This window comes from Candidatus Defluviilinea gracilis, from assembly GCF_057138825.1.
Map to the genome: position 1 here is coordinate 262,404 of NZ_DBNHEF010000079.1, position 18,816 is coordinate 281,219.

General features: G+C 53.7%; 16 protein-coding genes. 5 read left to right on the forward strand and 11 right to left on the reverse strand.

What is annotated here, in order from left to right; translation table 11 throughout:
* Positions 1 to 63: 63 nt before the first annotated feature.
* The 5 genes from AC16KF_RS16670 to AC16KF_RS16690 all read left to right on the forward strand — a co-directional run bounded on the left by AC16KF_RS16670 (position 64) and on the right by AC16KF_RS16690 (position 5,213).
* Positions 64 to 768 (forward strand): class I SAM-dependent methyltransferase, encoded by a 705-nt coding sequence (locus tag AC16KF_RS16670; protein WP_484038482.1) that lies wholly within the window; start codon positions 64 to 66, stop codon positions 766 to 768.
* A 158-nt stretch (positions 769 to 926) separates the two neighbouring features.
* Entirely contained in the window at positions 927 to 3,176 is a 2,250-nt protein-coding gene (locus tag AC16KF_RS16675) for a hypothetical protein (RefSeq protein ID WP_484038483.1), read from the forward strand.
* Positions 3,177 to 3,289: 113 nt separating this feature from the next.
* Positions 3,290 to 4,264 (forward strand): NBR1-Ig-like domain-containing protein, encoded by a 975-nt coding sequence (locus tag AC16KF_RS16680; protein ID WP_484038484.1) that lies wholly within the window; start codon positions 3,290 to 3,292, stop codon positions 4,262 to 4,264.
* A gap of 117 nt (positions 4,265 to 4,381) precedes the next feature.
* Entirely contained in the window at positions 4,382 to 4,615 is a 234-nt protein-coding gene (locus tag AC16KF_RS16685; RefSeq protein ID WP_484038485.1) for a helix-turn-helix domain-containing protein, read from the forward strand.
* The gene (locus AC16KF_RS16690) at positions 4,605 to 5,213 is read left to right on the forward strand and encodes a restriction endonuclease (RefSeq protein WP_484038486.1); all 609 of its coding nucleotides are present in this window, start codon (positions 4,605 to 4,607) and stop codon (positions 5,211 to 5,213) included. Before AC16KF_RS16685 ends, AC16KF_RS16690 begins: the two co-directional genes overlap by 11 nt.
* Here AC16KF_RS16690 and AC16KF_RS16695 read toward each other — a convergent pair.
* From AC16KF_RS16695 to AC16KF_RS16745, 11 genes are all read right to left on the reverse strand, one after another.
* Positions 5,205 to 5,954 carry a DNA methyltransferase gene (locus AC16KF_RS16695; RefSeq protein ID WP_484038487.1) on the reverse strand — a complete coding sequence of 250 codons (750 nt, stop codon included), beginning with the start codon at positions 5,952 to 5,954 and terminating at the stop codon, positions 5,205 to 5,207. The two genes, AC16KF_RS16690 and AC16KF_RS16695, sit on opposite strands and share 9 nt — an antisense overlap.
* 64 nt (positions 5,955 to 6,018) lie before the next feature.
* Entirely contained in the window at positions 6,019 to 7,056 is a 1,038-nt protein-coding gene (locus AC16KF_RS16700) for a DUF5050 domain-containing protein (RefSeq protein WP_484038488.1), read from the reverse strand.
* A gap of 118 nt (positions 7,057 to 7,174) precedes the next feature.
* Positions 7,175 to 8,377, reverse strand: a complete 1,203-nt coding sequence (locus AC16KF_RS16705) for a DUF1501 domain-containing protein (protein WP_484038489.1) — start codon at positions 8,375 to 8,377, stop codon at positions 7,175 to 7,177.
* 337 nt (positions 8,378 to 8,714) lie between these two features.
* A complete protein-coding gene (locus AC16KF_RS16710; protein ID WP_484038490.1) occupies positions 8,715 to 10,190 on the reverse strand; it encodes a DUF1800 family protein in 1,476 nt (491 codons plus the stop codon).
* A gap of 139 nt (positions 10,191 to 10,329) precedes the next feature.
* On the reverse strand, positions 10,330 to 10,869 hold the full coding sequence (locus tag AC16KF_RS16715) for a hypothetical protein (RefSeq protein WP_484038491.1): 540 nt from the start codon (positions 10,867 to 10,869) through the stop codon (positions 10,330 to 10,332).
* A 195-nt stretch (positions 10,870 to 11,064) separates the two neighbouring features.
* Complete coding sequence (locus tag AC16KF_RS16720; protein WP_484038492.1) at positions 11,065 to 11,556, reverse strand: hypothetical protein; 492 nt, start codon at positions 11,554 to 11,556, stop codon at positions 11,065 to 11,067.
* 100 nt (positions 11,557 to 11,656) lie between these two features.
* Positions 11,657 to 12,190: an anti-sigma factor family protein gene (locus AC16KF_RS16725; protein WP_484038493.1), complete on the reverse strand. Its 534-nt coding sequence runs from the start codon at positions 12,188 to 12,190 to the stop codon at positions 11,657 to 11,659.
* The gene (locus tag AC16KF_RS16730; RefSeq protein WP_484038494.1) at positions 12,177 to 12,713 is read right to left on the reverse strand and encodes an RNA polymerase sigma factor; all 537 of its coding nucleotides are present in this window, start codon (positions 12,711 to 12,713) and stop codon (positions 12,177 to 12,179) included. Before AC16KF_RS16730 ends, AC16KF_RS16725 begins: the two co-directional genes overlap by 14 nt.
* Positions 12,714 to 12,879: 166 nt before the next feature.
* Positions 12,880 to 14,961 (reverse strand): hypothetical protein, encoded by a 2,082-nt coding sequence (locus AC16KF_RS16735; protein ID WP_484038495.1) that lies wholly within the window; start codon positions 14,959 to 14,961, stop codon positions 12,880 to 12,882.
* 222 nt (positions 14,962 to 15,183) lie between these two features.
* Positions 15,184 to 18,066, reverse strand: coding sequence for a PQQ-dependent sugar dehydrogenase (locus tag AC16KF_RS16740; protein WP_484038496.1), 2,883 nt, complete (start codon positions 18,064 to 18,066; stop codon positions 15,184 to 15,186).
* 68 nt (positions 18,067 to 18,134) lie between these two features.
* On the reverse strand, positions 18,135 to 18,816 hold a 682-nt coding region (locus tag AC16KF_RS16745), incomplete at its 5' end, for a cohesin domain-containing protein (protein ID WP_484038497.1).

Below are 18,816 nucleotides of genomic sequence, written 5' to 3' on the forward strand. Positions count from 1 at the left end.
ACACGGTGAGCGAAAGACGAACCGTCAGCGCAAGCCTTCGTGGTAAAGGATTTTCACCATATCATGGACTCCTCCTCATTCAACGCCTACAAAACACGCTACCGTTCCGCGATTCGCAAGGTGCTTGCCGACTCTGAAAAGGGACGACTCGACGAAGCGGGCTTTCCCGCATATTCATCTGCCAACGCACTCATCAATTGGCTGTTTTGGCAACGACTGCATATCGCGATGGATCATATCGAACAGTCCGCGCCGTATGAACACATTCTCGATTTCGGTTGCGGAAGTGGCGTGATGCTCCCGTTTCTGGCGCAACAAAGCAAACATGTTGCCGCGATTGACATTGATCTGCACCCACTCGAACAAGTGAAGCAATACATCCCTCTCGCCGCGAATGTGCAAGTCTTCGATGCAAATCAAATCCCCATTTCGAATCTCCCCCCAAAATCATTCGACCTCATCAACGCGCTCGACGTTCTCGAACATGTGCAAGACCTGCCGCAAACGCTTTCGGAATTGATGAATCTGCTCAAACCGAACGGTCAACTCGTTGTATCGGGTCCGACTGAAAATATTCTCTATCAGATCGGGCGCAAACTCGCAGGCTCTGAATATTCGGGCGCGTATCACGAACGCGGCATCGCCGAGATCAAACGCGAACTCAAACGCATCGCTCGCGTCGAGCACATTGCCACGTTGTATCAACCCATTCCATTGTTTGAAATTTTTGCCGCGTTCAACCGTCCCGCAGGCTCCCATTCCGATTAACCATCATTGCTAAATGTCGTAGTGGCGACTTCAGTCGCTCTTTCGCCGCGAAGTAAACGACTGACGCACAGCGCGCTTCGCAGAGTCGTTACTACGGTTAATAGCCGCCTCAATTAAACCTACGGGACGTTATTGCTCGGGGGATGTATACTTAACGTATGGAACCTGAGCCATACATTCCAGGGACGAAGCCAGCGGATGCAGGTCCGCTCTCGCGATTCATTCCTCCGCTGGAGGAGGGAGTGATCTCCCGCTGGCTTCCGCTTCACGCGCCGACTTCAAGTTGGTTGCTCGACCCCTTCGGATTCTCCCCTCGACTCGTCCTCGAAGCCGCGCGGGCAGGGTATCGCGTGTTGGTCACGGTGAACAATCCCATCACGCGATTCTTGTTGGAGATCGCGGCGAATCCCCCATCTGAATCAGACTTCAAAGCCGCGCTGGCTGAACTCGAAACCGTCAAAAAAGGCGACGAGCGACTCGGCGCGCATTTGCAATCGTTGTATCAGACGACGTGTGAAAAATGCAGTCGCGAGGTTCAAGCCGAATATTTTTTGTGGCGCAAAGAAGCGGACGCGCCGCACGCCCGCTTTTACACTTGCCCGCAGTGCAACGACTCGGGCGAGCGCGTTGCCACGCAAGGAGATATTGACCGCGCCAAACAATTCGCCGCAACGGATGGTCTGCATCGTTCGCGCGCATTCGAGCGCGTGGCAAAACTCGACGACGATGACCGCGTCTATGCAGAGGAAGCGATTCAACATTACCTGCCGCGTCCGTTGTATTTTCTAACGACGGTCATCAACCGCATTGACGGATTGAATCTCACGCCTGAACGCAAACGCGCGTTGAACGCGTTGATCCTCGTTGCGTGCGATGCGGGCAACACGTTGTGGGATCATCCGCCGACACGTCCGCGACCGAAACAACTTAACATCCCGAGTCAATTCCGCGAGCACAACTTGTGGAAAATGCTGGAGCGTGGATTAAGTCTCTGGACTGAAACAGGCTCACCCATCGTGTTTGAAGCGTGGCCCAATAAGATTCCAGAAAGCGGAGGGGTGTGCATCTATGAAGGTCGTCTCAAAGAGTTGGCGCATGAAGTCAAAAAAGAAATTCCGATTGCCGCGGTGATCGGTTCATTGCCGCGTCCCAATCAGGCGTTTTGGACTCTCTCGGCGTTGTGGGCGGGTTGGCTGTGGGGGCGCGAGGCGGTGGAACCATATAAGATCGCGCTGCGTCGTAGGCGGTATGACTGGGCTTGGAATGCGACGGCTTTGCACGCCGCGTTCGCGCATCTGTTTGAGTTGTTGCCGCTCGGCACGCCCTTCTTTGGATTCATGCCCGAGCCTGAACCGCCGTTTCTCACGTCGGCGCTTACGGCGGCAGGCGCGGCAGGATTCGATTTGAAAAGCGTTGCGTTGCGAACCGAACATGACCCGATTCAAATTTTATGGAATCGCGGAGAGCATTTAAAACGTGAAGCCAATGAACCCGATGTCGCGGTTGTGCGCGAAGCGATCCATGCGCATCTCATCGAGCGCGGCGAACCTGCGAGTTATTTGCACGTCCACGCGGCAGGGTTGATCGCGTTGGCGGAGGCGCACGCGTTGAAAAATAAAATGCAGGAGTTCGACGAAGCCATGCGCGCGACGAACGCGTTGATCCAATCGGCGTTGTCGGAGGATGAACGGTTTGTTCATTATTCGTCGGGCGAGAGTGTGGAGACGGGACTCTGGAGCGCGGACTTCAGTCCGCTTGCCGAACGTGGGGCGGACTTAAGTCCGCGCTCCGTCGAGTCTCTCGCAGACCGCGTGGAGGTTGCAATCGTCACGTTCTTGCAAAAGAATCCGAACAGCATTTATCTCGAGATCGAAGATGACTTGTATCCGCGCTTTACGGGTTTGCTCACGCCATCGAAAGCGATGATCTACGCGGTGTTGGATTCCTACGCGGAGCGCGACGGCGCGTCGTTGAAGTTGCGCGCGGAGGATGTCGCTTCTGCGCGGCGCAACGAACGCGATACGATCATCCCGATGCTTGAACTCGTCGGCAAGCGGTTGGGATATTCCACCAGCCTCGCGGATAAAAATCACGTGTGGGAGGAAAACGGTTCGATCCAGTTTGCTTTTTATGTGCTTGCTTCAGCCCTCGTTGGTCGCGCAATCGCCGAAACACCGTATTCGCCCGAGCAGACGATCCTCGTCATCCCTGGCGGGCGCGCGTCGTTGATCGCATACAAAGCGGGGCGCGACCCCGCCCTCGCGGCGCGTTTGAAAAATTATCGGCTGGTGAAATATCGCTTATTGCGCGCCATGCTTGAAGTCCCAGTATTGACGCGCGAGACGTTCGAGGAGCAGATTGCCAGCGATCCGCTCGAAAAATCCAAATCACAGATGATAATGTTTTGACGCCATGTCACTCTGAGGGAGCGCTCCCCAGCGACCGAAGAGTCTCGCGCAACGTGACGGAGATTCTTCGTCGCCGCTACGCGGCTCCTCAGAATGACATGGCAGAGAGTAATATGTACAAAAAAATTCTCCCACTCCTCTTAATTCTCCTCTCTTCATGCGTGACCGTTTCATCGGAAGGCGCGCCGACGGATGCGCCGATTCTTTTCGTGACGTCTACCCTGCCGCCCACCAAGCAGGGACTCACCGTCCCGACGCCGATTCCGCCCACCGCGACAGCGACGCTCGACCCCTCGGCTCCCACGCTTACGCCAAGTTGCCGCGACAGCGCGGCGTTCGTCGAAGATGTGACGATCCCCGACAACACGAATTTCGAAAAGGGCGAATCGTTCACCAAAACATGGAAGTTGCAAAACTCTGGCACATGCGACTGGAAAGGGTATACCGTTGTCTTCGCCTCAGGCGAACGGATGAGCGCGCCCGATTCGGTTCCCGTCCCTGAGACCGCCGCAAAATCAGACGTGGATATTTCCGTTGATCTCGTCGCGCCATCCATTGACGGTCAATATCTCGGCAGTTTCAAGTTGCTCAACGAGCGCGGCGAGCTTGTGCCGATTGGAATCGAAAAAACATTCTGGGTGAAGATCGCCGTCGGCGAAACGTCGGTGCAGATCGGCACGACGAATTGTTATTACACGACCAACGCCGAGTATGTCCAACAACTGATTGACCGCATCAACCAAGCCCGCGCGGATGTGGGTCGCGCCGCGCTGACGGTGAATCCGCAACTCACTGCCGCCGCGCAGGGTCACAGCCTCGACATGGCGTGCAACGATTTCTTCAAGCAACGCGGCTCAGACGGGTTGTGGACTGGCAAACGCCTGCTCAACGCGGGATACACGTCCGCGTATTATGTTGAACTTCTCGCTTTCGGTCTGCCAGGCGACGCGATGAATCAATGGAAACTCGATCCGCTTCAATGGGACAACGTCCTCAATTCGCGCGTCACTGAGATCGGGGTGGGGTATGTGTTTGTGAGGACAAGCAGTTTTGGAGGCTATTGGACGGTGGAGATGGGGGGACCGTAAATAGACCTTGGTATCCACCTTACCCATCGTCCGTTTTATTAGGTAGATTCTTGGCTTTACGACACCTAGTCAATATCCTAATTTTGGATATTCTGAATTAGGATATAAAATTTGCTCATGAAAAGGCGCGACGCACATAACCAACTGCGAGATGTTTTACTTGATGCAAGGCGCAAAAAAGGACTAACGCAAGTCGAGGTTGCCACTCTGTTGGAAAAACCACAATCCTTTGTCTCAAAATACGAAAGCGGCGAAAGACGGTTAGATATCATCGAGTTTCTTGAAGTGTGTAAAGCTCTAAAGGTAAATCCTGCAACAATTATTCAGCAATTGGAGATTGATGGTGGTTAAAACACAATCGATTTTAAAGCGTTGGGGAATAACTGAGCGCGAACTCACTGAACTTGTGGACCAAAATCCGAGTTTACGTGGGATTTTATTGGGCTATGTTGCAGAAAAGAAATTCCATGATAAATACCTGAGTCATCCTGACATTTCCGAAAAAGAAAAAGGCGACGATCATGACAGGAATAAGAAAGGAGATCGACGGATAGTTTATAAAGGTCATACTTTTCTTATAGAAGTTAAGAGTTTGCAAACAAACAGCGTGAAAAATCTTGGCAGTGGAAAATGGACAGGAAGAGCCCAAGTTGACGCAAGTGACAGACGAGTGGTTACGTTTCCTAATAAAACCAAACTGAATACAACCTGCCTGCTCAGAGGCGAGTTCGATTTATTGGCTGTAAATTGTTTTGCTTTTGGAGAACAATGGCGTTTTGCTTTTGCGCTCAACTCAGAATTACCTGAAAACACTTATTCAAAGTACACAGCTTATCAGCGAAAACATTTATTGCCATCTCTCATTACCATTGAATGGGCTTTACAACCGCCTTTTACTGACAACCCATTTGCTTTACTTGACAAACTAATCCAACAAAAATCATCTTGAACGAGGCAAAGATTTTCCGTTTTTGTTCTTGGTCAATTTGATAAACACAAGAAAATAGCTATGATTCTTTCGGGCATGTTTTTGCTTAATCAATCGTGAAATTCCTGCTTTATTTGTTCTAACCACAACAAAAAGATCTTTGGTATAAAACCCCATTTTTTCATAGTGGTTGATTATTTCTACATGTGTGAGCCACTGGCGATTCGCAGATACTTCGTCTTGGCATTTAACAATCAGTACGCCATTTGACCGCAACACTCGATACGCTTCTGCGCCTGCTTTGAAATAAAGGTCTGTCACGGCGGCATGCCATTTCGCTCCCCCATTTTCTTCATCGCCATTCGAATAATAATTTCTAAATGCGGAAAACGAGCCGTTTCCCGCTTTGTGCTCTTTGTTATTTCGTAATAGTCCTTCCATGTACGGAGGATCTAGAACCAATGCGTCAAAACTTTCGTTTTCATATGGCAATTTCCTACAATCAACACCCGAAGCAATGTCGCTCTTGGCAAGTTCGTATTTTGACAATTCTACATTTCGCCAAAACACTCCATTGCCATATGTAACGTCAGCAATTTTTGAACCTTCAGGAACATGCAAAGTGAGTATTTGAGGAAAAATTTCGGAATTTCCATTAACGGAAGCAGACACCACGACATCTGTTGTGGAAATCCCACCTTGAATTCTTTTTGATATGCCATTTTTTTTCTGTTCAAGAAAATCTAATTGTTTTATTGTCATACTGGTAATAATATCCTATTTTGGGATACGCGACAAGGGTGCAGAAAATGTTTGCAACCCTAACCTACCTTCCCCACCTCGGTTGCCAATCGGAGATTGAGTTATTCGTGAGCCGAGTCAAGCCTGTCCCGCCGGGGTGGATGATGTAGATTTCGTTGTTGCCGTCGCGGAAGGAGGTGAAGGCGATCCAGATGCCATCGGGCGACCACGAGGGACCGAGGTTATCGCCGCCGTGCGTGAGTCGCACCAGCCCTGTGCCGTCAATGTTGATGATGTAGATGTCGTGGTCCCCTGCGGGACCGCGATAGAACGCGAGTCGAGTCCCATCGGGTGACCAGGTACTGCGTCCGCCCACGTTGTTCAAGTCGGTCACTTGTTGAATGTTCGAGCCGTCGGCATTCATCACGAACAATTGACGTTGTCCACTGCGCGAGGAGGCGAAAGCGATCATCGAACCGTCGGGTGACCAGGTGGGGTCAATGTCGTCGCGATCCGTGAACGGACGCGGGTTATCGCCGTCGGGTTTCATTACCCAGAGTCCGTCGCCCGATTTGGCGAAGACGATCAACTCTCCGCTGGGGGAAAGTTCGGGGGCGTAGAGACTGCCGATATCGCGCGTGAGGCGTTGCAGTCCGTCGCCGTTGATTCCGATGGAGTAGATTTCAAATCCGCCGCTGCGTTTGGAGGAAAAGTAAATCGTTTGCCCGTCGGGTGAAAGCGATGGGTAGAACGCGGTCGCGTCGAAGTCTGTGAGTTGTTCGCGCCCTGTGCCATCCGCGTTCATCAGGCAGATCTGGTCAATCTGTTTGATGTAACAGGCGAAAACGATTTTTCCTGTTGGAGGAGAGTCGTTGAAGTTTGGGATGGAGGTGGGAGATAGAGTTTCGGTGGGAGGAGGGAGTGGTGAGGAGAATTGGAGGATTGGAGAATTGGGGGTTTGTGTTGGTGGAGCGAGTTGCGTGGATTCAGTTGATGGGATGGGCAAGTTTTGAACGATGTACGCAAACCACGCGATGATGCCGCACAGCACGAGGACGCCGCATCCCAGACCAACGAGGAGAGTTTTATCGAACGCTGAGACAATCTTGTTTTGCGAATCCATCGTGCGATGGATTGTAATTCATGTTTGGCATGTCACCCTGAGCGACAGCGAAGGGTCTCTACGACGGTGTCAGAGATGCTTCGTCGCTTCGCTCCTAAGCATGACATATCACAATTTATTATTTCAACAAATTCCTCATCACAGGCGAGTAATCGGGGAAGATTTGATCGGTGGCGGGGTTGTTCAATCGCTTCTGCAACACTTCGGACAGCACATCGCGGTAATCGGTCGTGACGGCGAGGTCGCCTGGTCCGATCATTTGACCATCCTCCAGCCCGGGCCACTCGCCGTGGACTTTGCCGCCGTCCACGTTGCCGCCCATGACCATCATCATGCTTCCGTGACCGTGATCGGTGCCGAGGCTTCCATTTTCAGAGGCGCGACGACCAAACTCAGACATGGTGACAACGGTGAGATTCTTCATGTGTTCCTGCATATCGGCGTGGAAAGCCGCCATGCCATCTGCCAAATCTTTCATGAGATTCGGCATGATGCCAGTCGTCGAGCCTTGCGCGAAGTGCGTGTCCCAGCCGCCCACGTCAATGGCTGAGACTTCGAGTCCCACTTCCGCTTTGATGAGCATGGTGGTTTGTTTGAGCGCGAGACCAAATTCGGAGTCGGGGTAAGTGGTAAAGGGGGATTGGTAATTGTTTGGGTCGAGCGTTTCGAGAGTATCCATAATGGATAACGTATCCTGCCCAAGCACGTCATCTTCATACACGATGTTCAACGCGGCGCGCATTTGTTGCAGAGCGCGCGGATCACCGCCGAGATGAAAGTCCGCGATCGAACGCAGGGCAGAGACTGGGACGCTTCCGCTCAGACTCCGTTGCGGACGAGTCCCCATCCCCACCGCGCGCAGAGGCGACGAGTTGCCCGTATTCAACGTGGCGAGGTGACGACCGATCCAGCCCGAGGCGGGGCCGCGCTCATCGTCCACGCCGCGCTCCATGAGTTCCATCGCTTTGAAGTGACTGCGCGATTCGTCGGGCGCGCCGCACGCGTGGATGATGGCGAGTTGATTCGAATACCAAGAGTCAAGCAGTGAATTCATCGAGGGATGAAAGCCGAAGAATCCATCTAAATCTAAAACTCTTTCCTCTTTCTTCTTTCCCGAGTCATCTGGTCGCGCAACTCCCAATGTTGGTCGCATCGCGTAATACGCCTCTTCGCCATGCGGCACGACCATGTTGAGAATGTCCGCGGCGCCGCGCAGGAAGATGACGACAAGCGTGTCGCCGCGCGGGGCAACGTTATGAGGCGCGAACGCGAGTCGCGGCATCCAGGATTTTTGTTGTAGGGTGGGTAAGGTTTGTAGCATGTTTACTCCGTATTCATTGGGTGGTCGAGTAGCGAGCCGCTGTACTGAGCCTGTCGAAGTGGTTCGTTGCGAGCGTATCGAGACCACATCATCTGGCTACATTTACATTTGCAATTGGTGGTTTCGATACGGGCGGGAAAAGCACCCGCCCTACTCAACCACCAAAGTTGCTTTGTTATCTCTATTCATAAGGTGGTCGAGACGCCAGCAGGCGAGACCACAACATCTGGCATCATTTACGCTGGTTATTAGTGGTCTCGATACGTCCTTCGTCTCCGCTACCGCTTCGACAGGCTCAGCGCGGCGGCTTCGCTCAGGACTACTCGACCACCGAGGTTTATCTCCACTGAAACGCGGGCGAGGCGAGGATGCCAGCGGCGAGGATTTGCAGAGTCTCCTCGGGGGTAGAGTCCGCTGAATGGACTGAGGCAATTAGCCCGTCGCGTTCGAGGCGTTCTAGAGGGGCGCCTAAAAGCAGAGAGGTGAGCGCGTCCACGTCGTCGACGAGAATGCCCGTCGAAGAGACATCCAATAAATGATTCAAATTATTTTTCGTGCCGCCGATCTCATCGCGCATCAACTCGAACGCGAATTGCCAGCGCGGCATGAGATTACTTTGCCACGGCGCGCTGACATCGGGATAGCCATCGGGCGTGGGCAAATTGAAATACAACTGACCCATGCGAAGCAGATAATCGTTGAGGGCGCCGTCGGTTTCGGTGTTGGTGAGTCGCAACGCGGATGTGATGAAGTTCGCGGGGCGTTTATATTTTGGTTGCGCGCGCGAGAGACCATCAAGCAGAATCACACGCAACACAGATTTGATGTCGCCGCGCGTGTCGAGAAAAGTTTGCGCGGCTTTCTCGACGATCTCTTGCGGAGGATCGCCCGCGATGAAGCGACGAGTTAATTTCGTCGCGATGAATCGCGCAGTGGATGGATGCGACGCGAGATGCTCGATGACCTGCTCCGCTTCACTCTGACCGTTCGGCTGGATCGCCAGACCCAAAACTTTTTTCGCCCCCTCATCGTGGATGTCTTTGTTGAAGGTGAACTCGCCCAACCAAAAATGTTCTTTGACCGTCCAGCCCGTGAGACAACGCGCGAGTTCCATCACGTCGCTTTGAGTGTAGCCGCCGTCCACGCCGAGGGTGTGGAGTTCCATGAGTTCGCGCGCATAATTTTCGTTGGGATGACTCTTCTCGTTGACGTGGTTATCGAGATAGACCAGCATCGCGGGCGAATGTGCCGACGCCCACACGAGATCGCGGAAGTTGCCGAGCGCGTGTTTGCGAATCACTTCGCGGTCGTCAACCGTCTTGAGATAAAACAGCGGTTCTTTCTCGATGAAGATGTTGAAATGATCGCTCCAAAATTCGACCATCACTTCGTAGAATTGTCGCTTGCTGTAAATCTGACGAAGCAACGTTGCTTGACGTAATTCGCGCGCGGGTCGTTCGCGGTCGTAACCATCGAAGAGTTGATTGGTGACGCCTTCGATCTCGTTCGCGTCCATGTGAAGAGTGTCGAAGGTCGAAAGTCGAAGGTCGGATGAGAAATCGTCAATCGATTCAACATCGAGCTGTTCTTCGATGAAGGCTTGCAAGCCGATCTCTGCGAAGCGGGCGCGTTCCTCCACGCGTGGACCGAAGGTGAGTCGATTCAACGCGAGAAAGTCCTGCGCGTCGAGCGGAGTCCACGGGAGGGTGGGGAGTCCGCCTGTGAGTCGTCGGTACACTGGGGCGCATGATGAAAGCGCGGCGCTGGCGGTGACGAGGGTACTAAGTTTTAGGAAGTCGCGGCGGGAGATCATGAGGATTGGAGAATTAGAGAATTAGAGAATTGGAGGATTAGAGGATTGGTTGGTGTAGAAACTAGAAAGTGGAAGATGGTCTACTTATCTACTCATCTACTTATCTACTTTCTACTTTCCACTTTCTACTTCCGACTTTCTAAACACTCTCTGCCTTCAACGTGCTTACCTGTGTACCTGTCTCCGTGTTTACGGCTTTCACACGCGGCATCCAATTCAGCAACGCAAACGCGGTCGCGCCGAAGGAGGTGATGAGGAGCGGAATCCACACGAAAAGCCAGCCGATGAGCGGGAAGAAGGCGGCGAGTTCGAGGATCAGTGCTCCGCGCACGAACGCGCTGAGAGGTGAATAGTTGTTGCCCGTTTGGTTCATCCGTTCGCCGAGGTGCGCGGCGATGCCAGCGGAGCCGATGGAGGAGAACACCAGCGACGCGCCGAGGAGAATCCAAGCGAGGGATTTGGCGGGACCGAGCGGCAACGCGAACAGGATCACGATGGGGATGACAAGCGCGATGACGACGACAAGTCCCAGCCAGAAGGTCGCGCCGAGGGATTTTTCGACGCGGGTCTGCGCGCGTTGGATGAGTTTAGGGAACAATAGCCACCACGCGGCGAGCATCGCAGGGTACGCGACGCCGAGGATCAAGAGGATGAAGAAGATGGCGGAGATGTCAGCCATGGGGAATGTCCTTTCTTTTGGTTGATGTATGGGATACAGGGGAGGGAGAGGGAAAGTTGCAGGGAAGAGAGTAGTGAATAGATGAAAAGATGAAAAGAAAAGACGCGGGGTTAGCGCGTCTTGGAAAGTGGAAAGTGGAGGATGAAAGAAGAAAGAGGAAAGAATCTTTGCGTGCTTAGCGGGCTTCGCGGTAAATTAATTATCGCGTTGGAAGAATCCCAATATCACCGCGCCGAAGCCTGTGAGGGCGACAAATGGGAAGAGCAGGAACCATCCCAGAAAGGGAATGGCGGACGCAAAGGTGAGAATGACCGTTCCCCAGAATGATTGCTTCCATGCCGAGAGATCGGGGAAAATCCGTTCGCCGAGGATGCTCACCATCGAGGAAAGTCCGAGGCTGAGAAGAATTACCAGAATAGTTGCTAGCAATAACGATGGGATCGTTACGATGAATTTGATCGCGCCATTTTCCGCACCATCTGCAATTGCGAACAACACAACGGTGATCGTGCCGAAGAATAGGAAATTGACGAATCCGATGCCCAAGGAACGCGCGGGAAGTTGCTTCGCAACGTTGAGCGTTTTCAAGACGCGTTTGTTGAAGAACGCGCTGACGACGAGAAAATAACAAGCAAAATCAACGGCGAGCAATGTAACGAGCAGTGTTACGCGGATGATGTCGGTCATGGATTCTCCTAATTTTCGCCCTGAGCGGAACGAAGTGCAGTCGAAGGGCGCTTCGACTACGAGCCTCAAATTGCATTCGGCTCTCCGCTCAGCGCGATGGTTATCTTATTTGTTTCCTCAACAGCAACCCATTCCCCACCAGCCAGAGCAGGGATGCAAAAGCAAGGGCGAGGGAAAGAGTCAGTGTGGGGATTTGAAGCGGTGGTAACGAAGGCAAGCTTGGTAATTGGAAATTGGTAAATGTGTTGAAGAATGTGAGCCATTGCGATTGGAGTTGGATCAATACTTCGGTGAACGATGGCGTTTCAAGAGGAGGCAACAAGTTCAATACGAACGGCGCGGCGATGATGAGCGCGATCAACGCGAGCGCGGCTTGGAGAGTCGCTGTCAGTGTGAGCCAGCGCGAGAGTTGCGGAGTCAGCTGTCCCTGCGAAGAGAAGCGTGCGGCGAGGTCGGTGGAGAGAGTCGCTTCGGGGAGGGAATCCAGTTCGGCGAATAACGATTGAAGCACGGTAAGACGCGCCGCACATTCTCCACATGAAGCAAGATGCGATTCGATGTGTGTGCGATCCGCAATTTCGTTATCGAGATATTCGTTGAGTTGCACATCCGAGATGTGGTCAGTCAGGTGCATGGAGTTTCTCCGCCAACAGTTTGCGGGCGCGGAAGAGATGACTCTTCACGTCGCTCAATGGGATTTTCAATTCAGCCGCAATTTCATCATACGACATTTCTTGATAATGCCTGAGTTCGACGACGACTCGATAATGCGGAGGCAACGACGCGAGCGCCGCGCGAATTTGCTCGCTTCTTTCTCGCACCTCAACCTGCTTCTCAGGTCGTTGGCTTTCATCAGCGTCCCGATCCTCGTCGAGCGGCGCGGTGACCTTCTGCGACTCGAGATGATTGAGGCACAAGTTCGCGGCGACGCGCCTCACCCACGGACCGAACTCGCGTTCAAGATCGAACTGCTCGAGGCGATTATACGCGCGCATGAACGTCTCTTGCGCCAGGTCTTCGGCTTCGCCGCGCTCATGCAGAATGCGGTAGCAGACATTGAACACGTTGGTCTGATAACGCGTGACGAGTTCGCTGAACGCGCCGCCGTCACCGCGACGGGCGCGGACGATCAAGTCGCGGTCGGTGGGCGCGGTCATGGCTGAATTGTAGTACAGGAGTCGGTGGGAAAAAGTTGCAGGAAAAAAAAGAGATTGGAGATTAGATGATTAGAGACTAGAGATACCTGCTGAGGTTCACAGACCAATCTCCAGTCTCTACCATCTACTTTCTACTCTCTACTTTCTACTCTCTATCCTCTATCTTTCACTTCGCCAGAATCTTATTCCAATCCATCATCGTCTTCATATGTTCGGTCGGAACCTGACCTTCCGGCACAAAGCCGACGAACGAGCGATTGTAGAAATCCTCGGTGCCGTCATCGAGATTCCAGCGGAGCGAGTTGCGGAAGACGCCGAGGCAGGAGGTACCGCGGAAGTCATCGGGCAGGGATGTTTCGAAAGTGTACACGTACGTACCGTCGGCAGTATCCACCACTTCAACGACTGTCGCCTCATGGATCCACCTCAGCCATTGATGTTCAGGGATCGGTTTCTTGTTCGCGTCCACTGTAGTGCGGCTCCGCGTGATCGGCTCGCCCATTTTGTATTGCCACGAAGGAGCGGCGGGCGCGTTCTTTCCGCTTCGATCTTTTTTCTGCTTGCCCACAACACTCCCTGAAAGCAGACCTTCGCCATTCGCATCTTCCACACCTTTGGCGATCTGCCACGGGCTTGGGTCGCCGCCGACAAACCTCAGCCAGAAGATGCTCGCGCCTTGTGTGTAATGTTCCGCTCCCGTCGGGCGGATAAAAGTGACGCCGGGGGTTTTCGCTTTGAACAATTTGAAATATCGCGCCGCGTTTTCGGTCAACCCGCCGGGCGGTAAATGTCCGCGGATGTGTTGCAGGTGTTCGGCTGTCTCATTGCACACCGCGCGCGAGACGATGAGTTCGTGGCTCTGCCCATGCTCGGGTCGCCACATACCGGTGTTATCCGTCGCCCACTTGCTGAGGAGCGGATAGAAAGTTTTATCGGCAAAGCGGACTTTATCTTCCTCGGCAGTGAACGTTTCCCAGCCCGGCGCGGTGACGTGATTGACTCGCAGAGGCGTGAGCAAGACGATCATCTTCCACGCCCACGCGGGGAATTGACCCTTCATCGCCTCCAACTTCGCCAACGCCTGATCGGTCGTCATGGACATGAACTCGTATTTGGCTTCCGCTTCCGCCAAGCCGTCCAAACCGATGCGGCGGGACTGCGGTCCGCGCGCCTTGACTCCCTGCATGTGCAACGCGACGCGATCCTTCCAGACTTTTTCAGTTGCCTTCGCCAGCCCGGGCTTGTTCACTCCCGCCCCTTCGTACTGGGCGATCTTCTCCTTACAACGCGCTTCCACCTCCCCGTCGGAAAGAGCCGCTTGGGCTTTCTTCACTTCCTCCACGCGCAGACGCGCGAGCAAGTCCTTCGGGTCTGCCCACGATCCATGCGCGGACTTATAGCGCATCCCCGAAAAATGGACGATCATGTATTGAAGCCAGACCGGGAAACGCTTCGGCTCTTTCTCGAACCGCGCGCGGATATCCGCCAGCAGTTGATATTGATCCTTGCCCTCGAGGGTCTTGGCGTATTGCTCCGTTTTCAAACGCGCAATATCTTTCACAGTGACCGGTGTTTTCGAATCGTAAGTGCGCAGGAATTCCTCTTCGGAGGTTTTGAAGTTCGGGTCGGCTTTGGTGAGTTTGTACCACTCCAGTTTCGGCGCGCCGAGTTTGTCGTAGCACAGATCGAACTCGCGCAGTTTTTCCATTTCATCCAGCAGCATCGGCATGGACGATTCGCTTTTAAGTTTATATTCCGCCTGCACCTTCGGGCGGTTCGGATGTTCGGGGAGCATCGCATCGAGCTGGCGTTGGAGGTAACGCGCCCGGTCGCGCACGAATCCCAACTGCAACTTGAACGATTCGATGCGGCTTTGAATGAATCCGCGCTCGCCGCGAATATCCTTGGGCCACGACGCGATAAAGAGATCGTGATTTTTTTGGATGAGCGCCATCGCCTCAGGCTCGACGGGTTTGTATTTGGCAAAGGCGGCGCTTACATCTTTCGTAAGGAAATACGTTTTTAATTTCGAGTAATTATCTATCTCCGCTTTGCGGGCGGCTTCCATCCCTCTTTTATATTCCGCCACATCCGCAGTCAGCGCGGCAATGTCCTTGTTTTTATATTCCGCCCACAGGTCGGCTTCTTTGAAGAAGACCAGAACGTCGCGCAGTTTCACCAGCCGCATCGGGTAAATATCTTTGAGCAAAATATCGTTCTGCCATTGGAAATATTTTTGAGCCGCCATGATACGCTCCTTGAATTAGGCTTTGTGTGGTGAGTTCTGCTAAGCCACAGAGATCACAGAGTAAAAAGAGCTTTTCTCAGTGGTCTCTGTGATCTCTGTGGCAAAGATTTTTGCAAACGATGTATTGATTGTATTCCATTTTGACGAAAGACTGCGAATCAAAAACCCCTTCGGGCTGGTTCGCCTTCGGGGGCTTTGGTCTACTCGTTCAATTTTCGCGCGTCATTCCCACAGGATCGGACCGGTCTTGCGGTAGTTCTTCGCCAGCAATTCCAAATCCAGAATATTGATGATGCCATCGCTGTTCAAGTCTGCGCCGGGCGGTTCGGAGGTTCCGTAACCGAAACCAATGGTCATCGCGTCGAATTGGTCAATGGAACCGTCATCATCAATATCGCCAGCCAGCAAGGCAATGGCTGGCATGGCATGGGTTTCTCCACCAGAAAGTGTAATCGTCCCTTGAATGCGGAGAAATCCGTTGGCAGTGGCGACGATGGTGTACGTTCCCGCCGCAACGTCAAGCCTGAACGTGCCATCGGGGTTCGCATTGACCGATGAGACAAAAGTGTCATTTGTGTCATACAATCGCACAGTGACAACTTTTGAGGCGATCACTTGTCCAGTGACTGCCGCGCCGGAAATTGCCGTAGCAGTAGGCAATGGCGTGAACGTTTGGATGGGAATATCTGTAACAGTCGGCGTTGGAGTGGCGCCGGGAACGGATGTAAATGTTGGAATAGGCGTGGGCGACTCGAACGGGGTTGGGGTGAAAGTTGCCGTTGGAACTTGCGCATTCGGACCGATGATCTTCTGCACTGAGCCACTCGAATAATCGGTGAGATACAGTTCGCCCGCTTCATCCTCGCCGAACGAGGAGATGAAAAACGAGGTATCCGTGATGAGGTCGGAATCCCAAACGCCGGGAGATTGTTGCAGGAGCCCCCAAATTTCTCCACTGCAATAATCGCCGTAGAAATAGATGCCAGTCATCGGCGCAGACTGCGAACCGCGATAGACGTATCCGCCGGTCACCGAGCAGGTGACTCCCGTGTTGTCATATTCAGTGACGGGAAAAACTTTTCCGCTGGTGTCGCATCCGCTGGAGGGGTTGAAGCAGAGACTGCCTTCCATGACCCGCCAGCCATAATTCAGTCCGCCAGATGATGAAGAGGATTCAAAGTCAATTTCTTCGCGGCTCCCCTGCCCCACGTCGCCAATGTACAGATCGCTCGTGCCTCGATCAAAGGAAAAACGCCAGGGGTTGCGAAAGCCATAATCCCAAATTTCGCCGCGCGCGCCTGAGACGCCAACGAACGGATTGTCCGAGGGGATCGAATACGGACTGCCGGAGTTCACATCCAAGCGCAGTATTTTCCCCAAGAGCGCATTCGTATTCTGCGCATTGTTGGGAACATCTCCCCCGCCGCCGCCATCGCCCGTTGACCAGTAGAGGTAACCGTCACTGCCGAAGGCAAGCATCCCGCCGTTGTGATTCGCGTTGCCCGGATGCGGAATCGTCAACACGGTCACCGCGCTGGCAGGGTTCGCCACATTCGGGTCTGATGAAACCGAATACTTTGCAAGAACGAGATTGCCAGACGTATCGGTGTATGCGACAAAAAATAATCCGTTGGATTCGTAATTGGGATGAAAGGCGAGTCCCAGCAAACCTTCTTCACTTCCCGATGAACCCACGATCGAGGTGAGATCTAAAAAAGGAGTTGGAAGAAGACTGCCTGTGTTGCTGATCACTCGAACGCGCCCAACTCGTTCCAGAACAAACAAACGCCCGGAACCATCGCCCGCATTCGTGACCAAGACCGGTTGAGATAAACCGGTGACAACTGGAACGAAAGACAGCGAAGGGACCAAGTCACCGGGACCAAGTGGGGTGGAGACAATCGTCGGGGTGGCGGAGGGATTGGTCGAGGTGGGGATCAATGTTGAAGTGGGCGAGGCAGGCACAGGCGTCGAAGTGACCGGCGGCGTCGGTGTGGATGATCCAAGAACCGTGATACTTGTCCCAACATAGGGGATGCTCGTCAACGCGCCGTTGCCTTGCGAGATGCGCGCGGTGCAATCAATGGCGGTCAATCCCGCTTGCAGACCTTTCACAGTGAAAGTGAAGACCGTGCCGCTTGTGGTCGCTCTGTTGCCCTTCTTGCCCGCGATGGCGGCGATGAAACTTCCGTCTTGCGGACCGAAGATCGTCGTTGCGGCATCGGCGCCGAAGAGATTCGTAAAGGTGATGTTGCTCGCTTCAAGAAGACTCGCGTTGTAAGTGCAAGTGATCTCCGCGCTGGTGTAGCCCTCCGCAGGCACGTTGTTCAAATTGACAGTGACAAGCGCGGTGTCGCCCACAGCCACATTCGGCGCGCTGACTGTCGTCGAAATGTACGGGCCCGATAGCGCGGTGCTGGTCGCCGTTGGAATCAATGTTGGAGTTGATGGTGTGGCGGTTATCGGCGTTGGCGTGGTGGATGTTTCCATCACATTCAAGAGGGGCGCGAATAAACCAACGCTGTTGCCGTTCTTGACAAAGGTTGTCGTTTTGAACAGCGAGTTATATTTGAACTCCCAACCCGCGAACGTCGCGCCGACCATGTTGGGGCGTAGTGAAAAATGCAAATGCGGCGTATCCTGATCTTCACTGCCGAGGCACACGGGCTGTTGAGCCGAAGCGTTCGCGATCACTGCCAAGCGTTGATTGCGCGTCACCGCGTTGCCCAACTTCACTTGAAAATTTGCGAGGTGTTGGTATTCGCTTGTCCAGCCGCCGCTGTGCGCAATGATCAAATGGCATTTGGAAATCGCCACCACCGTGCCATCGGCAACAGCGGTCACCCAGGCATTGGATGTGTTCTCGCCTTTTTTCATGTTTGTGTGCGGCGCAAAATCAACCGCTCCGCCGTTGGCAGGGTTGTGCGCGCTGGTCGCGTGACGCCCAAACCCATCATACGCAACCCACGCCTTGCCCAACTCCCACGGCAGTTGGAACATGTCCACTGGCGGGAACGGCGGCGCGGCGCGAACAGGCTGACCCTGCGAGAGAAGCGAGGTCATGAACATGATCAAAAACATGGCGCGAAGAATCGTATTGGACATTGCTCCTCGCATCTTTCCACGGGGCGGCTTGATTCGCTTTTCAGTCAGCCGAGTCGGCAACCCCGATCTCATGATGGTTTTCGCAAGACGCGGTACACGCCGAACAATCCCACCGCGATCAGAATCGCAATGACGGCTACGATGCACCCGATCGACGTTCCGCCTTCGGGTTCCGGCGGCTCGAGCGCCAGCATCGAACCGCTGTCCTGCGGAGCGACTTGCGTTACGACTTCTTTGTCGATGAATAAGGAGACATTCCGCTCACCGACGAGAACGCTCAACAACGGCGCGGCAAACCCCTCGGCATTGCGTATTGCCAGGGCGGCGCTTTCCAGATACAGGCTGGTGTCGCACCCTTGCAAGGCGGTGAATCTCACTTCTGCCAGCGCGCCGTTAATCGTTTGAGGGGTAGTGCTGGCGTACGAGCCATCCACCAAACCGGTGAGCTGCGGAAGTTGCAAACCGTTCATTCCCGCGATCGGGCTAGAGGCATTGACCGGACGCAGACATTCCGGATCGTAGCGGATCTGGAAGGTGAATCCCTGAACGGGCGTGGCAGAGGAGGCGTTGACCGTGACGAGAACGGTCTCGCCTGTTTTGTACGATGTGTTGACAGCGCTCAGCCAGATGGTCTCGGCGCCTTGGGCATAGGCGGCGCGAATGCCGATCAGCGCGATAAGGAGCGCCAATAGGATAGGAATAATTCGTTTCACTACATACTCCAAATTCCGGGCGCGCGTACGCGCGCCC